The organism is Massilia sp. 9I (genome assembly GCF_902506415.1).
Classification (GTDB): Bacteria; Pseudomonadota; Gammaproteobacteria; order Burkholderiales; family Burkholderiaceae_D; genus Telluria.
On sequence record NZ_LR733275.1, the window covers coordinates 3,145,694 to 3,159,717 of the forward strand.

General features: G+C 67.3%; 14 protein-coding genes. All 14 read right to left on the bottom strand.

The features are described 5' to 3' along the window. Positions 1-2: 2 nt before the first annotated feature. The 14 genes from gspE to gpmA all read right to left on the bottom strand — a co-directional run bounded on the left by gspE (position 3) and on the right by gpmA (position 14,007). Positions 3-1,424, bottom strand: coding sequence for a type II secretion system ATPase GspE (gene gspE, locus GV068_RS14045; RefSeq protein WP_159698765.1), 1,422 nt, complete (start codon positions 1,422-1,424; stop codon positions 3-5). Between the two features lie 7 nt (positions 1,425-1,431). Continuing rightward, positions 1,432-3,753, bottom strand: a complete 2,322-nt coding sequence (gene gspD, locus GV068_RS14050) for a type II secretion system secretin GspD (RefSeq protein WP_159698768.1) — start codon at positions 3,751-3,753, stop codon at positions 1,432-1,434. Continuing rightward, complete coding sequence (gspN, locus tag GV068_RS14055) at positions 3,753-4,526, bottom strand: type II secretion system protein N (protein ID WP_159698771.1); 774 nt, start codon at positions 4,524-4,526, stop codon at positions 3,753-3,755. Before gspN ends, gspD begins: the two co-directional genes overlap by 1 nt. Continuing rightward, on the bottom strand, positions 4,523-5,053 hold the full coding sequence (gspM, locus tag GV068_RS14060; protein ID WP_159698774.1) for a type II secretion system protein GspM: 531 nt from the start codon (positions 5,051-5,053) through the stop codon (positions 4,523-4,525). Before gspM ends, gspN begins: the two co-directional genes overlap by 4 nt. Continuing rightward, a complete protein-coding gene (gene gspL / locus GV068_RS14065) occupies positions 5,050-6,291 on the bottom strand; it encodes a type II secretion system protein GspL (protein WP_159698777.1) in 1,242 nt (413 codons plus the stop codon). The genes gspM and gspL overlap by 4 nt, the downstream gene beginning before the upstream one ends. Before the next feature lie 16 nt (positions 6,292-6,307). After that, positions 6,308-7,384, bottom strand: coding sequence for a type II secretion system minor pseudopilin GspK (gene gspK, locus GV068_RS14070; RefSeq protein ID WP_159698780.1), 1,077 nt, complete (start codon positions 7,382-7,384; stop codon positions 6,308-6,310). After that, a complete protein-coding gene (locus tag GV068_RS14075) occupies positions 7,384-8,004 on the bottom strand; it encodes a type II secretion system protein J (RefSeq protein WP_159698783.1) in 621 nt (206 codons plus the stop codon). The genes gspK and GV068_RS14075 overlap by 1 nt, the downstream gene beginning before the upstream one ends. Beyond that, entirely contained in the window at positions 8,001-8,384 is a 384-nt protein-coding gene (gspI, locus tag GV068_RS14080) for a type II secretion system minor pseudopilin GspI (protein ID WP_159698786.1), read from the bottom strand. The genes GV068_RS14075 and gspI overlap by 4 nt, the downstream gene beginning before the upstream one ends. Then, the gene (locus GV068_RS14085; RefSeq protein ID WP_159698789.1) at positions 8,381-8,863 is read right to left on the bottom strand and encodes a GspH/FimT family pseudopilin; all 483 of its coding nucleotides are present in this window, start codon (positions 8,861-8,863) and stop codon (positions 8,381-8,383) included. Before GV068_RS14085 ends, gspI begins: the two co-directional genes overlap by 4 nt. Positions 8,864-8,872: 9 nt before the next feature. Then, positions 8,873-9,313, bottom strand: coding sequence for a type II secretion system major pseudopilin GspG (gene gspG, locus GV068_RS14090; protein ID WP_159698792.1), 441 nt, complete (start codon positions 9,311-9,313; stop codon positions 8,873-8,875). Between the two features lie 136 nt (positions 9,314-9,449). Further along, positions 9,450-10,205, bottom strand: coding sequence for a molybdopterin-synthase adenylyltransferase MoeB (locus GV068_RS14095; protein WP_159698795.1), 756 nt, complete (start codon positions 10,203-10,205; stop codon positions 9,450-9,452). Positions 10,206-10,345: 140 nt separating this feature from the next. Then, on the bottom strand, positions 10,346-11,821 hold the full coding sequence (locus GV068_RS14100) for a S41 family peptidase (protein ID WP_159698798.1): 1,476 nt from the start codon (positions 11,819-11,821) through the stop codon (positions 10,346-10,348). Positions 11,822-11,832: 11 nt separating this feature from the next. After that, positions 11,833-13,251, bottom strand: a complete 1,419-nt coding sequence (locus GV068_RS14105) for a murein hydrolase activator EnvC (protein WP_159705010.1) — start codon at positions 13,249-13,251, stop codon at positions 11,833-11,835. 9 nt (positions 13,252-13,260) lie between these two features. Further along, a complete protein-coding gene (gpmA, locus tag GV068_RS14110; RefSeq protein WP_159698801.1) occupies positions 13,261-14,007 on the bottom strand; it encodes a 2,3-diphosphoglycerate-dependent phosphoglycerate mutase in 747 nt (248 codons plus the stop codon). Positions 14,008-14,024 lie beyond the last annotated feature (17 nt).

A 14,024-nucleotide genomic window follows, 5' to 3' on the forward strand; every position in this document is an offset into this window, starting at 1 on the left:
CCTTAATCCTTGGTCACGCGCACCAGTTCGGCGCGCGTGGTGGTGCCGTCCCGCAGCCAGCGTTCGCCGTCCTCGCGCATGGTCTTCATGCCGGCCTTTTGCGCCGTGTCGCGGATCTCGGCTTCCGACGCCTGGTTGTGGATCTGGGCCCGGATTTCCTCATTGGTTTCCAGCAGCTCGTAGACGCCGACCCGGCCGTGGTAACCGGTGTGGCCGCAGCGTTCGCAGCCCACCGCATGCCAGCCGCTGGCGTCGCTGACCTTGCAGTACACGCAGAGCTTACGCACCAGGCGCTGCGCCATCACACCGAGCAGCGACGAGGACAGCAGGAACGGCTCGATGCCCATGTCGAGCAGGCGGGTGACGGCCGAGGCCGCGTCATTGGTGTGCAGGGTCGCCAGCACCAGGTGGCCCGTAAGCGAAGCCTGGACCGCGATCTGCGCCGTTTCCAGGTCGCGGATCTCGCCGATCATGATCACGTCCGGGTCCTGGCGCAGGATGGCGCGCAGGGCCTTGGCGAAGGTCATGTCGATGCGGGCGTTGACCTGGGTCTGGCCGACACCGTTGAGGTCGTATTCGATCGGGTCTTCCACCGTCATGATGTTGGTGGTGGCCGCGTTCAGGCGCGACAGCGCCGCGTACAGCGTGGTGGTTTTACCGGAACCGGTCGGGCCGGTCACCAGCACGATGCCGTGCGGCTGGTTGATCAGGCGGTCGAACTGCGGCAGCAGCTCCGGGCTCATGCCCAGGTGCGACAGGTCGAGGCGGCCGGCTTCCTTATCGAGCAGGCGCAGCACCGCGCGCTCACCGTGCCCGGTCGGCAGGGTCGAGACGCGTACGTCGACCGGTTTGCCGCCGATGCGCAGGGTGATGCGGCCGTCCTGCGGCAGGCGCTTCTCGGCGATGTCGAGCTGCGACATGATCTTGATACGCGAGATCAGCGACGCGTGGATCGCTTTCCTGGGGCGCACGATGTCGCGCAGCGCGCCGTCGACGCGGAAGCGCACCACCGAGGTCTGTTCGAAGGGCTCGATGTGGATGTCGGACGCGCCTTCGCGCAGCGACTGCGTGAGCAGCGCGTTGATCATGCGGATGACGGGTGCGTCATCCGAGGATTCCAGCAGGTCTTCGATGGCCGGCACGTCCTGCAGCAGCCGGGTGAGGTCGAGGTCGGCGTCGAACTCGTCCACCACCTGCGAGGCGTCGCCGCCGGAGCCGGCATAGGCCTTGGCGATGGCCTCGTCGAGCTCGCCGCGCTCGAGGCGGCGCAGGGTGATGCGGCCGAAACGGCGCGAGACTTCCGCGATGGCGGCAGGGGCGGTGGCACCGGAGACCAGCACCTCGATGGCCTGGCCCGGTTCGTCCCCGCCGCGCGCCAGCACGCCGTGATCACGGGCGAAGGCGAAAGGCAACAAATTGTTCATGGTCTGCTTATTTCTGGTTCGATGGCGTCACCGGGCGGAACTGCGAAGCGGGCTGCGCCGGCTGGTTCGGCGGCACGCCCTGGCCGCTGGCCGCGCCCGGCGCAGCGCCGGCTGCCGGCGCCGTCTGCACTGGCGCGGTCGCCATGGTGCCGCCGACCGGCGGCTGGCCATTGGTCAGCGGCGGCAGGGCCGGCACGCCGAGGTTGCGCATCAGGACGGTCTCGTCCTGAGAGGCCTGGCCCGACGCGCCGGCGGCGCGCATGTAGTCGTAACGGTCCATGGCCAGCGCATTCGATGCTTCTTTGCTGCGCACCACTACCGGGCGCAGGAACACCATCAGGTTGGTCTTGACCCGACTGCGGGTGCGGTACTTGAACAGGTTGCCCAGCACCGGGATGTCGCCCAGGCCGCGTACTTTCTCTTGGCCATCGCCCTCGGTATCCTCGATCAGGCCGCCGAGCACGATGATCTGGCCGTCGTCGGCCAGCACATTGCTTTCGATCGCGCGCACGTTGGTGGTCAGGCCCGATGCCGCGGTGCGGGTGGACGGGTCGACGCTCGAGTTTTCGTGGTAGATCGCCATCTTGATCGTACCGCCTTCCGAGATCTGCGGGCGTACCTTGAGCAGCAGGCCGACGTCGCGGCGGTCGACCGTCTGGAACGGATTGCCGCCGCCGGTAGCGGCCGTGGTCGTGTACGAACCCGTAATGATCGGGACGTTCTGGCCGACCTTGATCGTCGCCAGCTCGTTGTCCAGTGTGATCATGTTCGGTGTCGACAAGATGTTGGCGTTGCCATCGTTTTCAAGGGCGCGCGCCACCGCGCCCAGGCCAAGCTCGCCGCCGACCTGGCGGAACAGGCCGAAGGTCAGGCCGCCCGGCACGGTCGGCACCGAGGTGCCCGACAGGCCGGTGCTGGCAGCCGCGGCCAGGTTGACGATGCTGCTGCCCTGGGCGCCGCCGGTGAAATTCTGGATGCCGCCGACACGGTACTTGCTGTCGCTGTCGCCGGAGGCGCCGATCCACTGCACGCCGAACTCGGAGGCCTTGTTGGAAGTCACTTCGACCACCAGCGCCTCGATGTAGACCTGGGCGCGGCGCACGTCGAGCTGGTCGATGACGCTGCGCAAGTTGCGGTAGACCGCATCCGGCGCGGTGATGATCAGGCTGTTGGTCGAGGCGTCGGCCTGGATGAAGCCGGAACCCTGGCCGCCGCCGGCGCCGCCCGCGGTGAGCTGGCTCTGCTGGCCATAGGTGTTGCCGGTGCCGGCCATGCCGGTGCTGCTCTGCTGGCCCTGCTGGCCGCCGAGGCCGCCCTGGCCGCTGCCGGTGGTGGATCCGGCCTGGATCGAGCCGCCCGAGGTGCCCTGCTGCTGCACCGGCACCGCCGACGCGTCCTGCGACACCACGGCGCGCAGGGTCTGGGCCACGCGGCTGGCGTCAGCGTTCTTCAGATAGACGACGTGGATATTGCCTTGCGACGATGTCTGCTGGTCGAGGCGGGCGATCAGCGACTTGGCCAGGTTGGCGCGCGCCTGCGAGGGCGCGCGGATCACGACGGAATTGGTGCGCGGATCGGCCAGCACGGTGACGCGGCCCGAGTCGCCACCGGCCGCCGGTTCCATCAGGCGGGTAACGAGGGCGGCGACGTCGGAGGCGATCGCATTGCGGATCGGGATCACGTCGAGGTCGGCCGCCACCGGGGTATCAAGCGCGCCGATGATCTTGGCCAGGCGGCGCAGGTTGTCGGCGTAATCGGTGATGACCAGGGTGTTGTTGCCCGGGTTCGCCATGATGGAATTGTTCGGCGAGATCAGCGGACGCAGCACGGCGGTGAGATTCGCCGCCGATTCGTAGGACAGATAAAACACCTGGGTCGCGATCTGGTCGCCGGTGGCGCGGCTGGCGCGCACGCCGCCGACCTGGGTCGGCGAGGACTGGGCCTTGGCTTCCGCTTCCGGCACCACCTTGGCATAGCCGTCGCCGCTGGTGACCACCGCATAGCCCTGCAGGCGCAGCGTCGAGGTGAGCAGGGCAAAGGCCTGGGTCTTGGTCAGCGACTTTTCCGACACCAGGGTGAGGGTGCCCTTGACGCGCGGGTCGATGATGAAGGTCATGCCGGTGTAGTGGCCGATCGCCTTGATCACCGATTCGATATCGGCGTTGACGAAGCTCAGCGCCGCGGCGTTCGCACTGTCCTGGGCCCAGGCCGGCGCGACCGGCACGGTGGTCGCGGCGAAGCAGCACAGCATGGCGCCAGCGGCGAGGCGGCGCAAGGCAGGCAGGCGCAGGGTCTTGTGGGCGACGATGGTACGGGTATTGTTGGTCATTATCTGAACTCGAGTGCGATTATGTTTTTGCCGTTCACCATGCGGCGCTGGCCCAGCAGGTTGAGCATATTGCCCAGCGTCTGTTCGTATCCATCGGCGGCCGACGCCTGGCCGGAAAAGCGCAGGCGGCCCTTCTGCAGCATACCCGAGCCTGTCAATACGAGCGCACCGCGCACGGTACGCAAATTGAGGTCGGCCTGGCTGCCGCGCCAGTCGAATGCCATTTCATAGCTGCCCAGCGGCCGCACGGGCGACATGCGCGAACTCATGTCGCTGAGGCTTAATACTGTTCTGCCCTGCACCGCGACCGTATTGTTCTGGCGCAGCAGGTCGACCGTATTCCACACCAGACGGATGGTCCCGCTGGGCGCCAGCGTGTTGAGCGGCGCGCCGAGCCCGGCCAGGCCTTCCGCCGGCAGCAGCAGTTCGCCGCTGCTCACCTGCCACTGCGACCAGCTGCCCGTGATGCGGACCGGGCGCGCCAGCGCTTGCGGATTCTCCATTTCCATGTCGACCTGGCCCAGCAGCACCAGGGGCGACAGACGCCAGGCGAAGCGGCCCGGCAGCAGCGGCGTCACCGCCCCACCCTCGCCCGGCGCTCCGCCGATGAAGGCTGAGCCGCTCCAGAGCGTACCCTGCGCATCCCCGAGAGTCAAACGACCGCCGGTCTGCTTTTCGACCATCGGCCCGAGCCAGGTGGCGGGCAGGAAAGCCAGCACCGTGACGAGCACGGCCAATACCACCGGCACCAGCCACAGCAGCAGGCGCCTCATTGGCCGGGCGCGCTGGCCTGGCGCAGCGTAAGGGTGGCGTCGACCTGGCCTACCGCGCCCAAGGCGGTGAAAGCGGCGTCCTGCACCTGGACCCGGTTCTCGCGCCGCTGGGCATCGAGCCAGGAGACCAGGTTGGCGAAGGAGACGCCGTTGAACTGGATCTTGGCGTATTCGCCGGTCATGGTGAGCGAGCCGGCCTTCAGGCCACGCTGGGCCATGCTGGCATTCAGCGCGTCGGCCGTCATCGGCGGCACCTGGGGCGCCGGGTTGGCGGCCAGGGTGGAGGCTTCCGCGGCCATGCTCTGCAGCTGGGCGGCCTGCTGGCGCAGCGCGGGCAGCGAGCGGCGCAGGGTGTCGCGGCCCTCGATGGCCGGCGCCAGCAGCAGTGCGTAGACCAGCGAGACCAGGACCACGGCCCCGCCCACGGCCAGGAACTTGCGCTCCTGGTCGGTGCGCGACAGCCACCAGGCGAGCGCGCGCTCGCGTACGGCGCCGACTTGTCCCCGGAAATTGCTTGCTGCGTTCATGGTGCTGCTCCCGAAGTTGCTGCCGGCGCGGCGGCACCGGCTGCGGTGCCGCGGATGACCCAGGTGGCGGGCGGCGTTTCTTCCAGGCTCAGGTTGCGCGCGCCGAGGGCGGCGCGCAACTGGCCGGTGCTGGCGGGGTCGACGGTTTCCGGTTTGACGCGCACAGTCAGGGCCCGTTCCCGGAACTCCATTGACGCAATGCCGGGCGGGCGTCCCAGACCACGTACCGCTTCGCCGAAGGCGCCCGCGATCCAGCCAAACTCGTCCTGGCTGACCTGGCCGCTGGCGGTCTTGGCGCGGTCGATGTTCTGGCGCATCTGGGCCACCGGGTCGATCACCGGCTGGTTCGGATAGGCGCTGCGGAAGGTCTGGTCCATGGCCTGGCGCACCGCGGTGGCTTCGCGCTTGAGGCGCAGCCATTCGATGTTGACGCCGATGATGTTGACCACGATGGCGGCGAGCGCCAGGCGGATCGGCCAGCGCCAGCGGCTCCAGTCGCGCCGGGCCACGCCGGCGGCGCCGAGCCCCTGCACCAGGTCCAGGCTGCTGCTTTTACTACCTGCGATCCAGTGTTCCCACGCATCGCTTTCCAGGCTGATGCCGGGACCGGCTTCCGCCAGCAACACCTGGTATTCGCCCAGCTGTTCGTGCGGCACGTAGAGGATCAGGGGCGCGTCGCCGGCCAGCGCGCGCGCCGTCTGCAGGGTGAGCGTCGGGTTGCCGTCGAGGGCCAGGCCGAGGCCTTCGTACTGGCCCTGGCGCAGCAGCAGTTCGTTGGCGCCGATGGCGGCGCTGACGCTGCCCGGCAGCAGGGGCAGGCACAGCTGCGAAGGGTAGGCGGCCACCGCTTTCGCTCCCATGCCGAGCAGGGCGCGCACCGTTGGTTCGAGCCAGTCGCGCTGGACCACGCCGACCGGGCGGCGCCCGTCCGGCAGGGCCGGGCCGGCCATCAGCACGCAGTCGAGCGGGTCGCCGAGGATGTGTTCTTCGACCAGCGCCGGCAAGGCTGCGCGCAGGCGCGCGCCGGTGAGCGGCGGCGCCTGCACCGCCATGATGCTGACGTCGGCGCCGGCCAGCAGCAGCACCACGCGGCGGCTGGCGGCGACCGCGTCGCCCAGGTTGCGCAACAGGCCTTCGCCTTGCTGCACGATGGCGCCACCATCGGACACTACCGCGAAGCGGCACAGCGCGCCCTCGCCTTCGGCCCGGGCCGGATGGCGGATGTAGAGAGTAGTCAAACTGTCTCGCTTTCTTCTAGTTCTGGCGGGTCCAGATTACTTGTGTGCCGCCGCCGACACTGACGACGGGATTGCGCCGGATCAGCGATTCCGCGTTCAGGGCCGCACGGTCGAGCCGGATCCGGCTCTGTACGATAAACCAGCTGCTCTTGATGTCCCAGGTATCGGGCAAATCCACACCATTCGCGGCCTGGCTTTGGAAATCCGCCGGGGTGCGCCATGCCGCCGTCTTGCGCCGTGCCACTAGGCTATTGGCCTGGGACAGCGACATTCCTGGCACGATCGCCGCCAACAGCTCGGCCGGCACGGTATTCACGTTCAGCTTCGTTGCCTCGATTCCAGCTGGTAGCACGATCAGGAAGGGTCGCAGCTGCGTAAGGATCGCCGGCGTGATGCCCTGCAACGCCAGCAGGTCGTCGACCTGCAGCAGCGGGATCGGCACGCCGTTCACGGGCGGCACCGGCGGCAGGGCCGTACCCACGCTTCCGCCTCCGCCACCTCCGCCACCTCCGCCGCCACTACCTCCGCCGCCTTCGGCGCCGCCTCCACCGCTCCCTCCGCCCGGCGTTGCCGCCGGATCCGCCGGCGCCGCCACCTGCTGTCCCTGCGCAACGAAATCCGCGATCCGGTTTCCCATGCGCGGATCGAGGCGCAGGTTGTCCAGCAAGCGCTGCAGGATCGCCACCTGCTGTTCGTCCTTGTCGCGGTTCCTTGCCAGATTGCCCAGATTGTAACGCGACGTGGCGTCAATAATGTTACCGGACAGTGTCGCGTCAAAATTTTCACCTTCGACCCGCTCGCGTTCGATGTACTGGTCCAGGCGGGTTTCGGCCAGGGGCGTGGCCCAGACCTGGTCGAGCGAGGTGTATACCGAGGTATAGGCATCCTGGCGCAACACCAGGCTGGCCCAGTCGAGGGCGCCGCGCAGGATCCACTTGGTCTGCAGTTGCAGGCGCTGGTTTTCCATCGAACGCACCTGGACCTGCTGCTGCCAGAACAGACTGGCGACGATCGAGATGGCCAGGGTGGTCAGCAACAGCGCGGTGACGACCGCGACGCCGCGCTGGCGCCGGGCACGGAACGGTGCGCGCATCAGGTTCCTCCGAGCAGGAAAAATTTCGTTAGGGGCTGGGCCTGCCCCTGCGCTACCAGGCCGACCTGCAACCCGGTCGGGTCTTCAGCCGGGGCGTTGTCGGCAGCCGCCGCTTCCGAGCGCCATTGGTTGGCCTGGTAGACCAGGATACTCATGCCAGCCAGGCCGCCCTGTAAGGTCACAGGCGAGGCCGCGTCTGACGGTGCGTCGCTGGCGGCAGCCTGCCACAAGGCCTCGAGCTGAGCCAGGTCACGCGTGCCGCGCGATTCGCGCCGCACCAGGTTGCCGTCCACCACGCGGTAGGACACCACGACCAGCTGCGACGCTTCATTCTCGTTGTAGACCTTGCGCACCAGGACGAAACGGTTGTCGGCCCATTGCAGATTGGGCCGGCGGCCGATGATCTCGTGCCCGGCCAGGTGTTCGCAGTCGCTCTGCATCTGGGCAAAGGCCAACTGCATGCCGCGCGTGACTTCCATCTGCTCGGTCAGTGCGATGCGGGCGCGCACGATGCCGTCCAGCCCACGCCAGCCAAGCACCGCCAGGATGGCAAGGATGCTGATCGCCACCAGCAGTTCGACCAGGGTGAAGCCCCGGCGTGTGCGAATAGGCAGGGTCATGTCCGTGAAGGCCTCAGCACGAGCTGGACCAGTTTGACGATACGTTGCTCGGGACGTTCCGCCGCGAACACCGACACTTCGATCCGGCGCAATTGTGGATTCGGGCTGGTCAGTACCTGTTCTTCGCAGATCAGGTTCAGCTCCCCCTGGGGACAGGGGAAGTTGCGCTTGCCGACTTCGGGAAATTCCTTGCCCAGTCGTATCTGCACCAGGCGGTTCTCTGCCGACCAGGTCGCCATCATGGAGGCGCGCAGGCCGGCGCTGTTGGATGTCAGGCTGCCGACCGCGCGCAGGCCGGCGCCGAGTGCGGTACCGACGATCACGAGGGCAACCAGCACTTCGAGCAGGGTGAAGCCGGATTGGCGAGCGCGCATGTTCATTCCACCGTAAAGTGGCCGACGCCGTCGGCGCGGATCGCGACCGCGTTGCCGCCGGTGGCGAGGGTCAGCACGAAGGGTTTGTCGACCGGCTCGCGCCCGAAGGTGATGCGCACGGTGCTGGGGTCGGCGCTCATGGTCGGTTGCAGCACCAGCTGCAGCGGGGCGCCGCGGAAAGTGCGTTCGCGCAGCAGGTCGTCGCGGGTGACCGGCTCCCAGCCGGTGTCGTTGCGCACCACGAAACGGTAGCGTTCGCCGTTGGCCTCGAAGGCGACCTGGCGGTTGCGCACGATGGCTTCGTCACGCGCCAGCTGCAGGAGCAGGGACAGGCGCTGGGCCTCCTGCTGCAGGTCCTGGCGCGGCGAGGGGATGGCGTTGAGCGAAGCCAGGCCCAGCGTGATGCCGATGATGACCATCACGACCAGCAGCTCCACCAGGGTGAAGCCGCCGTTGTGCGTTCCCTGGGCGCTGCGGGCCCGCATCTGCTTTCCTTATTCCCAGGAACCGACGTCGGCATCCTCACCGGTGCCGCCGGGCTGGCCATCGGCGCCCAGCGAGAAGATGTCCACTTCGCCATGGATGCCTGGCGACAGGTATTGGTAGGCGTTGCCCCACGGATCCTTCGGCAACTTCTCCATGTAGCCGCCGGCCTTCCAGCCGTTGGCGGCCGGGCCCGCGGTGGGCTTGGTGATCAGGGCCTGCAGGCCCTGCTCGGTGCTCGGGTAGCGCTGGTTGTCGAGCTTGTAGAGCTTGAGCGCCTGCATCATGGTGGCAATGTCGGTCTTGGCCGCGGTCACGCGCGCTTCGCCGGTACGGCCCAGCAGTTTCGGCACCACCAGGGCGCCGAGGATGCCGATGATCACCACGACGACCATGATCTCGACCAGGGTGAAACCGCCTGCGCGGCGCTTGCGTTGCGAAACAATGTGCATGGATGCTCTTTGTAAGATAGACGTTTGAAGGCTGACAGTATATGCCAGCATGTCTGCACGGGCTACCACGTGCACCGTAGATATTGTACTGACTAGGGCAGTTTAATTCTGTCTTAAAGCGGTCTTGTTTTTGTACTCATTGTCGCCGGAAGGAGCAAACCGGGCACGCAGGATTGCGCGCGACTTTGACCCCGGTCCATTCCATGGCCCGCCCGTCGAGCAGCAACAGGCGTCCGGCCAGCGGTTCGCCGATGCCGGCCACCAGTTTCATGGCTTCGGCCGCCTGCATGGCCCCGACCACGCCGACCAGGGGCGCGAACACGCCCATGGTGCTGCAGGCAACGTCTTCGAAGTTACTGTCTTCCGGGAACAGGCAGGCGTAGCAGGGAGCGCTTGGCGTGCGGGTGTCGAATACCGACAGCTGGCCGTCGAAGCGGATCACGGCGCCGGAGACCAGGGGCGTGCCTTCCAGCACGCAGGCGCGGTTGACGGCGTGGCGGGTGGCGAAGTTGTCGCTGCAGTCGAGCACTACCGTTGCTTCCCGCACCAGTTCGCGCAGGCGTTCGCCGCCGGCACGCTCGCGCAGGGCGGTGACCTCGATCTCGGGGTTGATGGCGAGCAGGGCTGCGCGGCCGGAGTCGGCTTTCGGCTGGCCGATGCGCGCCGTCGTGTGCATCACCTGGCGCTGCAGGTTGGTCAGGTCGACCTCATCGTCGTCGACCAGGGTGATGTGGCCGATGCCGCCGGACGCCAGGTAGAGCGCAGCCGGCGAGCCGAGGCCGCCGGCGCCGATGACCAAGGCGTGCGCGTCGAGCAGGCGCTGCTGGCCGTCGATGCCGATGTCGTCCAGCAGGATGTGGCGGGAGTAGCGCAGGAGTTGGGTGTCGTTCATCGTTCCGGGTGTGCGACGAAATTCAACTTGGATCCCCGCCTACGCGGGGATGACGGTCTTTAGGCTTGGGGTTAAAGAGTTACGCCGGCGATCACCATCGAACCCAAGCAACGTCATCCCGGCGAAGGCCGGGAGCCAATTTATTTCTTCGCCGGCCCCTTGATCTCCGCCGGCTTCTGCTCCGTCCCCGGCAGCGTCTTCGGCGCCGCCGGCTTGGCGGCTTCCGGCTCCGACTTTGCCAGCTGCACAGCCTGTCCCTTGAAGTGATTGATCGCCTGCGCCAGCTGGAAGTCGTCCTTGCCGCCGTAGTCGAGCGGCTTGCGGTCTTTCAGCTTGGCGATCGCGCGCTGCTGGGCCTCGAAGGCTTCCTTCTGCTCCTTGGCGGCCGGGGTCTTCTCGCCTTCCCCGGTCAGGTGGCCCTGCAGGTCGGCTTCGCGCACGCGCAGCACCGCCAGGGCGTCGCCATCCGCGCTCTCGTCCACCCGCATATCGGGCACGATGCCGACCGCCTGGATCGGGCGGCCTTTCGGGGTGTAGTAGCGCGCGGTGGTCAGCTTGACGGCGGTGTCGGGCGACAGCTGGCGCAGGGTTTGTACCGAGCCCTTGCCGAAGGTCTGGCTGCCCATGATGATGGCGCGCTTGTAGTCCTGCAGCGCGCCGGCCACGATCTCGGAGGCCGAGGCCGAGCCGCCGTTCACCAGCACCACCATCGGCACGCTCTTCAGGCCCGCCGGCAAGCCGGCCAGCGGATCGGCGCCACGCTGGGCATAGAATTCGCGGCGGCCGTAGAACTGGTGGTTCGAATCGGCCAGCTGGCCCTTGGTCGAGACAATCAATTGATCCTGCTGGGGCAGGAAGGCGGCCGACACGCCGATGGCGCCGGGCAGCAGGCCGCCCGGGTCGTTGCGCAGGTCGAGCACCAGGCCCTTGATCTCCGGGTTCTCGGCGTACAAGGCCTTGGCCTTCTTGGCCAGTTCCTCGACGGTGTTTTCCTGGAACTGGCTGACGCGCAGCCAGGCGTAGCCCGGCTCGATCATCTTGGCCTTGACGCTGCCGACCACGATTTCCTGGCGCTGCACCGGCACCACCCAGGGGCGGTCCTCGCCGCGGCGCGCGATGGTGAGCGTGACCTTGCTGCCGGCCTTGCCGCGCATGCGCTTGATCGCTTCGTCGAGCGACATATTGCGCACCGGGACATTGTCGATACGGGTGATCAGGTCGCCGGACTTGATGCCGGCTTTGTGCGCCGGCGTGTCCTCGATCGGGGCGACGATCTTGACGTAGCCGTCTTCGCTGGCCACTTCGATGCCGACGCCGACGAACTTGCCCTGCACCGCTTCCTTCATCTCCTTGTAGGCCTTCTGGTCCAGGTAGACGGAGTGCGGATCGAGCGAGGCGACCATGCCGCCGATGGCTTCCGACAGCAGCTTCTTGTCCGAGACCGGCTCGACGTAGTCGGTCTTGATCAGGCCGTAGACGTCGGCCAGCTGGCGCAGTTCGTCCAGCGGCAGCGGCGCACCGGTTTCCTTCTGCGCGTGCGCCGAGAACTGGAAGGAGGCAGCCACGCCGGCCACCATGCCCAGTCCGATCAGTCCGAAGTTCTTTGCCTTACCCATATGTGGTGCCCCTAGAATTTGATCCAGCCTGCCGGATCGAAGGGCTGGCCGCGATGCCTGAGCTCAAAGTATAGCCCCGATTCCTCGTTGCCGCCGGTATTGCCCGCGCTCGCGATCACCTCGCCCGCCTTGACCATGTCGCCCACATGTTTCAGCAGGGCCGAGTTGTTTCCGTAGGTCGACAGGTATTCGCCGCCGTGGTCGATGATGATCAGGTTGCCCCAGCCTTTCAACCAGTCGGCGTGCACGATGCGGCCCGGTCCGACGGCGCGCACTTCGGCGCCCTCCGGCGCCTTGATGAACGTCCCTTTCCAGGTCGGGCCCTGGCCGCGGCGGCTGCCGAAGCGCGCCACCACGGTGCCGTTCACCGGGGCACTCAGGCGCCCCTTGAGGGCGGCAAACGCCCCCGCCGGCGCCGGCGGGGCCAGCGCGACTTCCGGCGGCGGCGGCGCGCTCGGTTTGCTTTCCACCGGTTTCGGCTGCTCGGCCACTTTGGGCGGCTCGGGTTCCGGCACCGGCTTCGTGCCCGGCTTGGCGTTCTGGCGTGCGATGCGCTCGCGCTCGGCCTTCTCGGACGCCGCCTTGGCTCGCGCCAGGGCGCGCGCCTTTTCTTCCGCCTCGGCCTTCGCTTTGGCGGCGGCCAGCGCGGCCTGGCGGCGCGCTTCCGCCTCGGCCTGCTCGCGGATCAGGCGCGACAGGCGGTCGACCAGGCCGCTCATGCGCTGTTCGTCGCGCTGCAGGCGGTCGGCCTGCTTGCGCTGGTCGGCCAGGCGCGTCGACAGGTTCTGCAGCAGGGCGCTGCGCTTGGTCTTTTCCTTTTCCAGCAGGGATTTCTGGTCGCGCTGCTCGTCGGCGATTTCCTGCAGTTCCTGCTGGGCGTTCTCGACCTTGTCGCGGTTGGCCTCGACTTCGGCCAGGTTGGCGCGCAGCGAGTTCAGCAGTTTCGCCTGCGCCTGCGAGACATAGGCCATCATCTGCAGGTCGCGGTTGATGCGGTTCGGGTTGTCGCCCGACAGCAGCAGCTTGATCCGGTCTTCGTTGCCGGCCACGTAGTGCTCGCGCAGCAATTGCGACAATTGTTTCTTTTGAAAAACAATTGTTTGCTGCAGCCGTTCTCCTTCGGTCGACAGCGCGTGCAGGCGGGTGCTGGTCGCATCCTGTTCCTCGGCCAGGTCACGCAGCGCGCGGTTGGCGTCGGAAATGGCGGCCTCGGACTCGGCCAGCTCGTCGGCGGCGTCGTCCCGGGCATCCTCGGTGCGGGCGATGTCGCGCTTGATCGCTTCCAGCTTTTGCTGGATGCCGACGCGCTGCTTCTCCGCCGTCGCCTTCTGGCGGCTGCGGTCGGTCTGGCGTTGGGCAAGAGCGGAATCGGACAGCGCGAGGGCCAGCAGCGCAAACAGGAGCGCGCTGGCCGACTTCGTGAATGGCAAACGCAAGACTTACTTCGCCTTCCCTTGGTTGGCCACGGCCGCCACGGCGGCGGCGATCGCTTCCTGGTCGCCCAGGTAGTAGTGCTTGATCGGCTTCAGGTTTTCGTCCAGCTCATAGACCAGCGGCTGGCCGTTCGGAATGTTCAGGCCGACGATGTCGCTGTCGCTGATGTTGTCCAGCATCTTGATGATGGCGCGCAGGCTGTTGCCGTGGGCCGAGATCAGGATCTTCTTGCCGGCGCGGATGGCCGGGGCGATTTCCTCGTCCCAGGCCGGCATCACGCGCGCCACGGTGTCCTTCAGGCATTCGGTCAGCGGGATTTGATCCTTCGCCAGACCGGCGTAGCGCGGGTCACCGAAGGAGGTGCGGTCGTCGCCTTCCTCGAGCGCCGGGGGCGGGGTGTCGTAGCTGCGGCGCCATACCAGCACCTGCTCGTCGCCGAACTTGGCTGCCGTTTCGCCCTTGTCCAGACCCTGCAGGGCGCCGTAGTGGCGCTCGTTCAGGCGCCAATCGTTCTTGATCGGCAGGTACATCATGTCCATCTCGTCCAGCGCCAGCCACAGGGTGCGGATCGCGCGCTTGAGCACCGAGGTGTAGGCCACGTCGAAGCTGAAACCGGCTTCCTTGAGCACGCGGCCGGCGCTCTTGGCCTCCTTGACGCCCTTCTCGGTCAGGTCGACGTCGGTCCAGCCGGTGAAGCGGTTTTCCAGGTTCCAGGTGGATTCGCCATGGCGCATGAATACGATTTTGTACATAAGCTCTCTTTGGATAA

Coding starts and splice junctions, on each gene's coding strand:
- gspE (WP_159698765.1), bottom strand. CDS start 1,424: ATGAACAATTTGTTGCCTTTCGCCTTCGCCCGTGATCACGGCGTGCTG.
- gspD (WP_159698768.1), bottom strand. CDS start 3,753: ATGACCAACAATACCCGTACCATCGTCGCCCACAAGACCCTGCGCCTG.
- gspN (WP_159698771.1), bottom strand. CDS start 4,526: ATGAGGCGCCTGCTGCTGTGGCTGGTGCCGGTGGTATTGGCCGTGCTC.
- gspM (WP_159698774.1), bottom strand. CDS start 5,053: ATGAACGCAGCAAGCAATTTCCGGGGACAAGTCGGCGCCGTACGCGAG.
- gspK (WP_159698780.1), bottom strand. CDS start 7,384: ATGCGCGCACCGTTCCGTGCCCGGCGCCAGCGCGGCGTCGCGGTCGTC.
- GV068_RS14075 (WP_159698783.1), bottom strand. CDS start 8,004: ATGACCCTGCCTATTCGCACACGCCGGGGCTTCACCCTGGTCGAACTG.
- gspI (WP_159698786.1), bottom strand. CDS start 8,384: ATGAACATGCGCGCTCGCCAATCCGGCTTCACCCTGCTCGAAGTGCTG.
- GV068_RS14085 (WP_159698789.1), bottom strand. CDS start 8,863: ATGCGGGCCCGCAGCGCCCAGGGAACGCACAACGGCGGCTTCACCCTG.
- gspG (WP_159698792.1), bottom strand. CDS start 9,313: ATGCACATTGTTTCGCAACGCAAGCGCCGCGCAGGCGGTTTCACCCTG.
- GV068_RS14095 (WP_159698795.1), bottom strand. CDS start 10,205: ATGAACGACACCCAACTCCTGCGCTACTCCCGCCACATCCTGCTGGAC.
- GV068_RS14100 (WP_159698798.1), bottom strand. CDS start 11,821: ATGGGTAAGGCAAAGAACTTCGGACTGATCGGACTGGGCATGGTGGCC.
- gpmA (WP_159698801.1), bottom strand. CDS start 14,007: ATGTACAAAATCGTATTCATGCGCCATGGCGAATCCACCTGGAACCTG.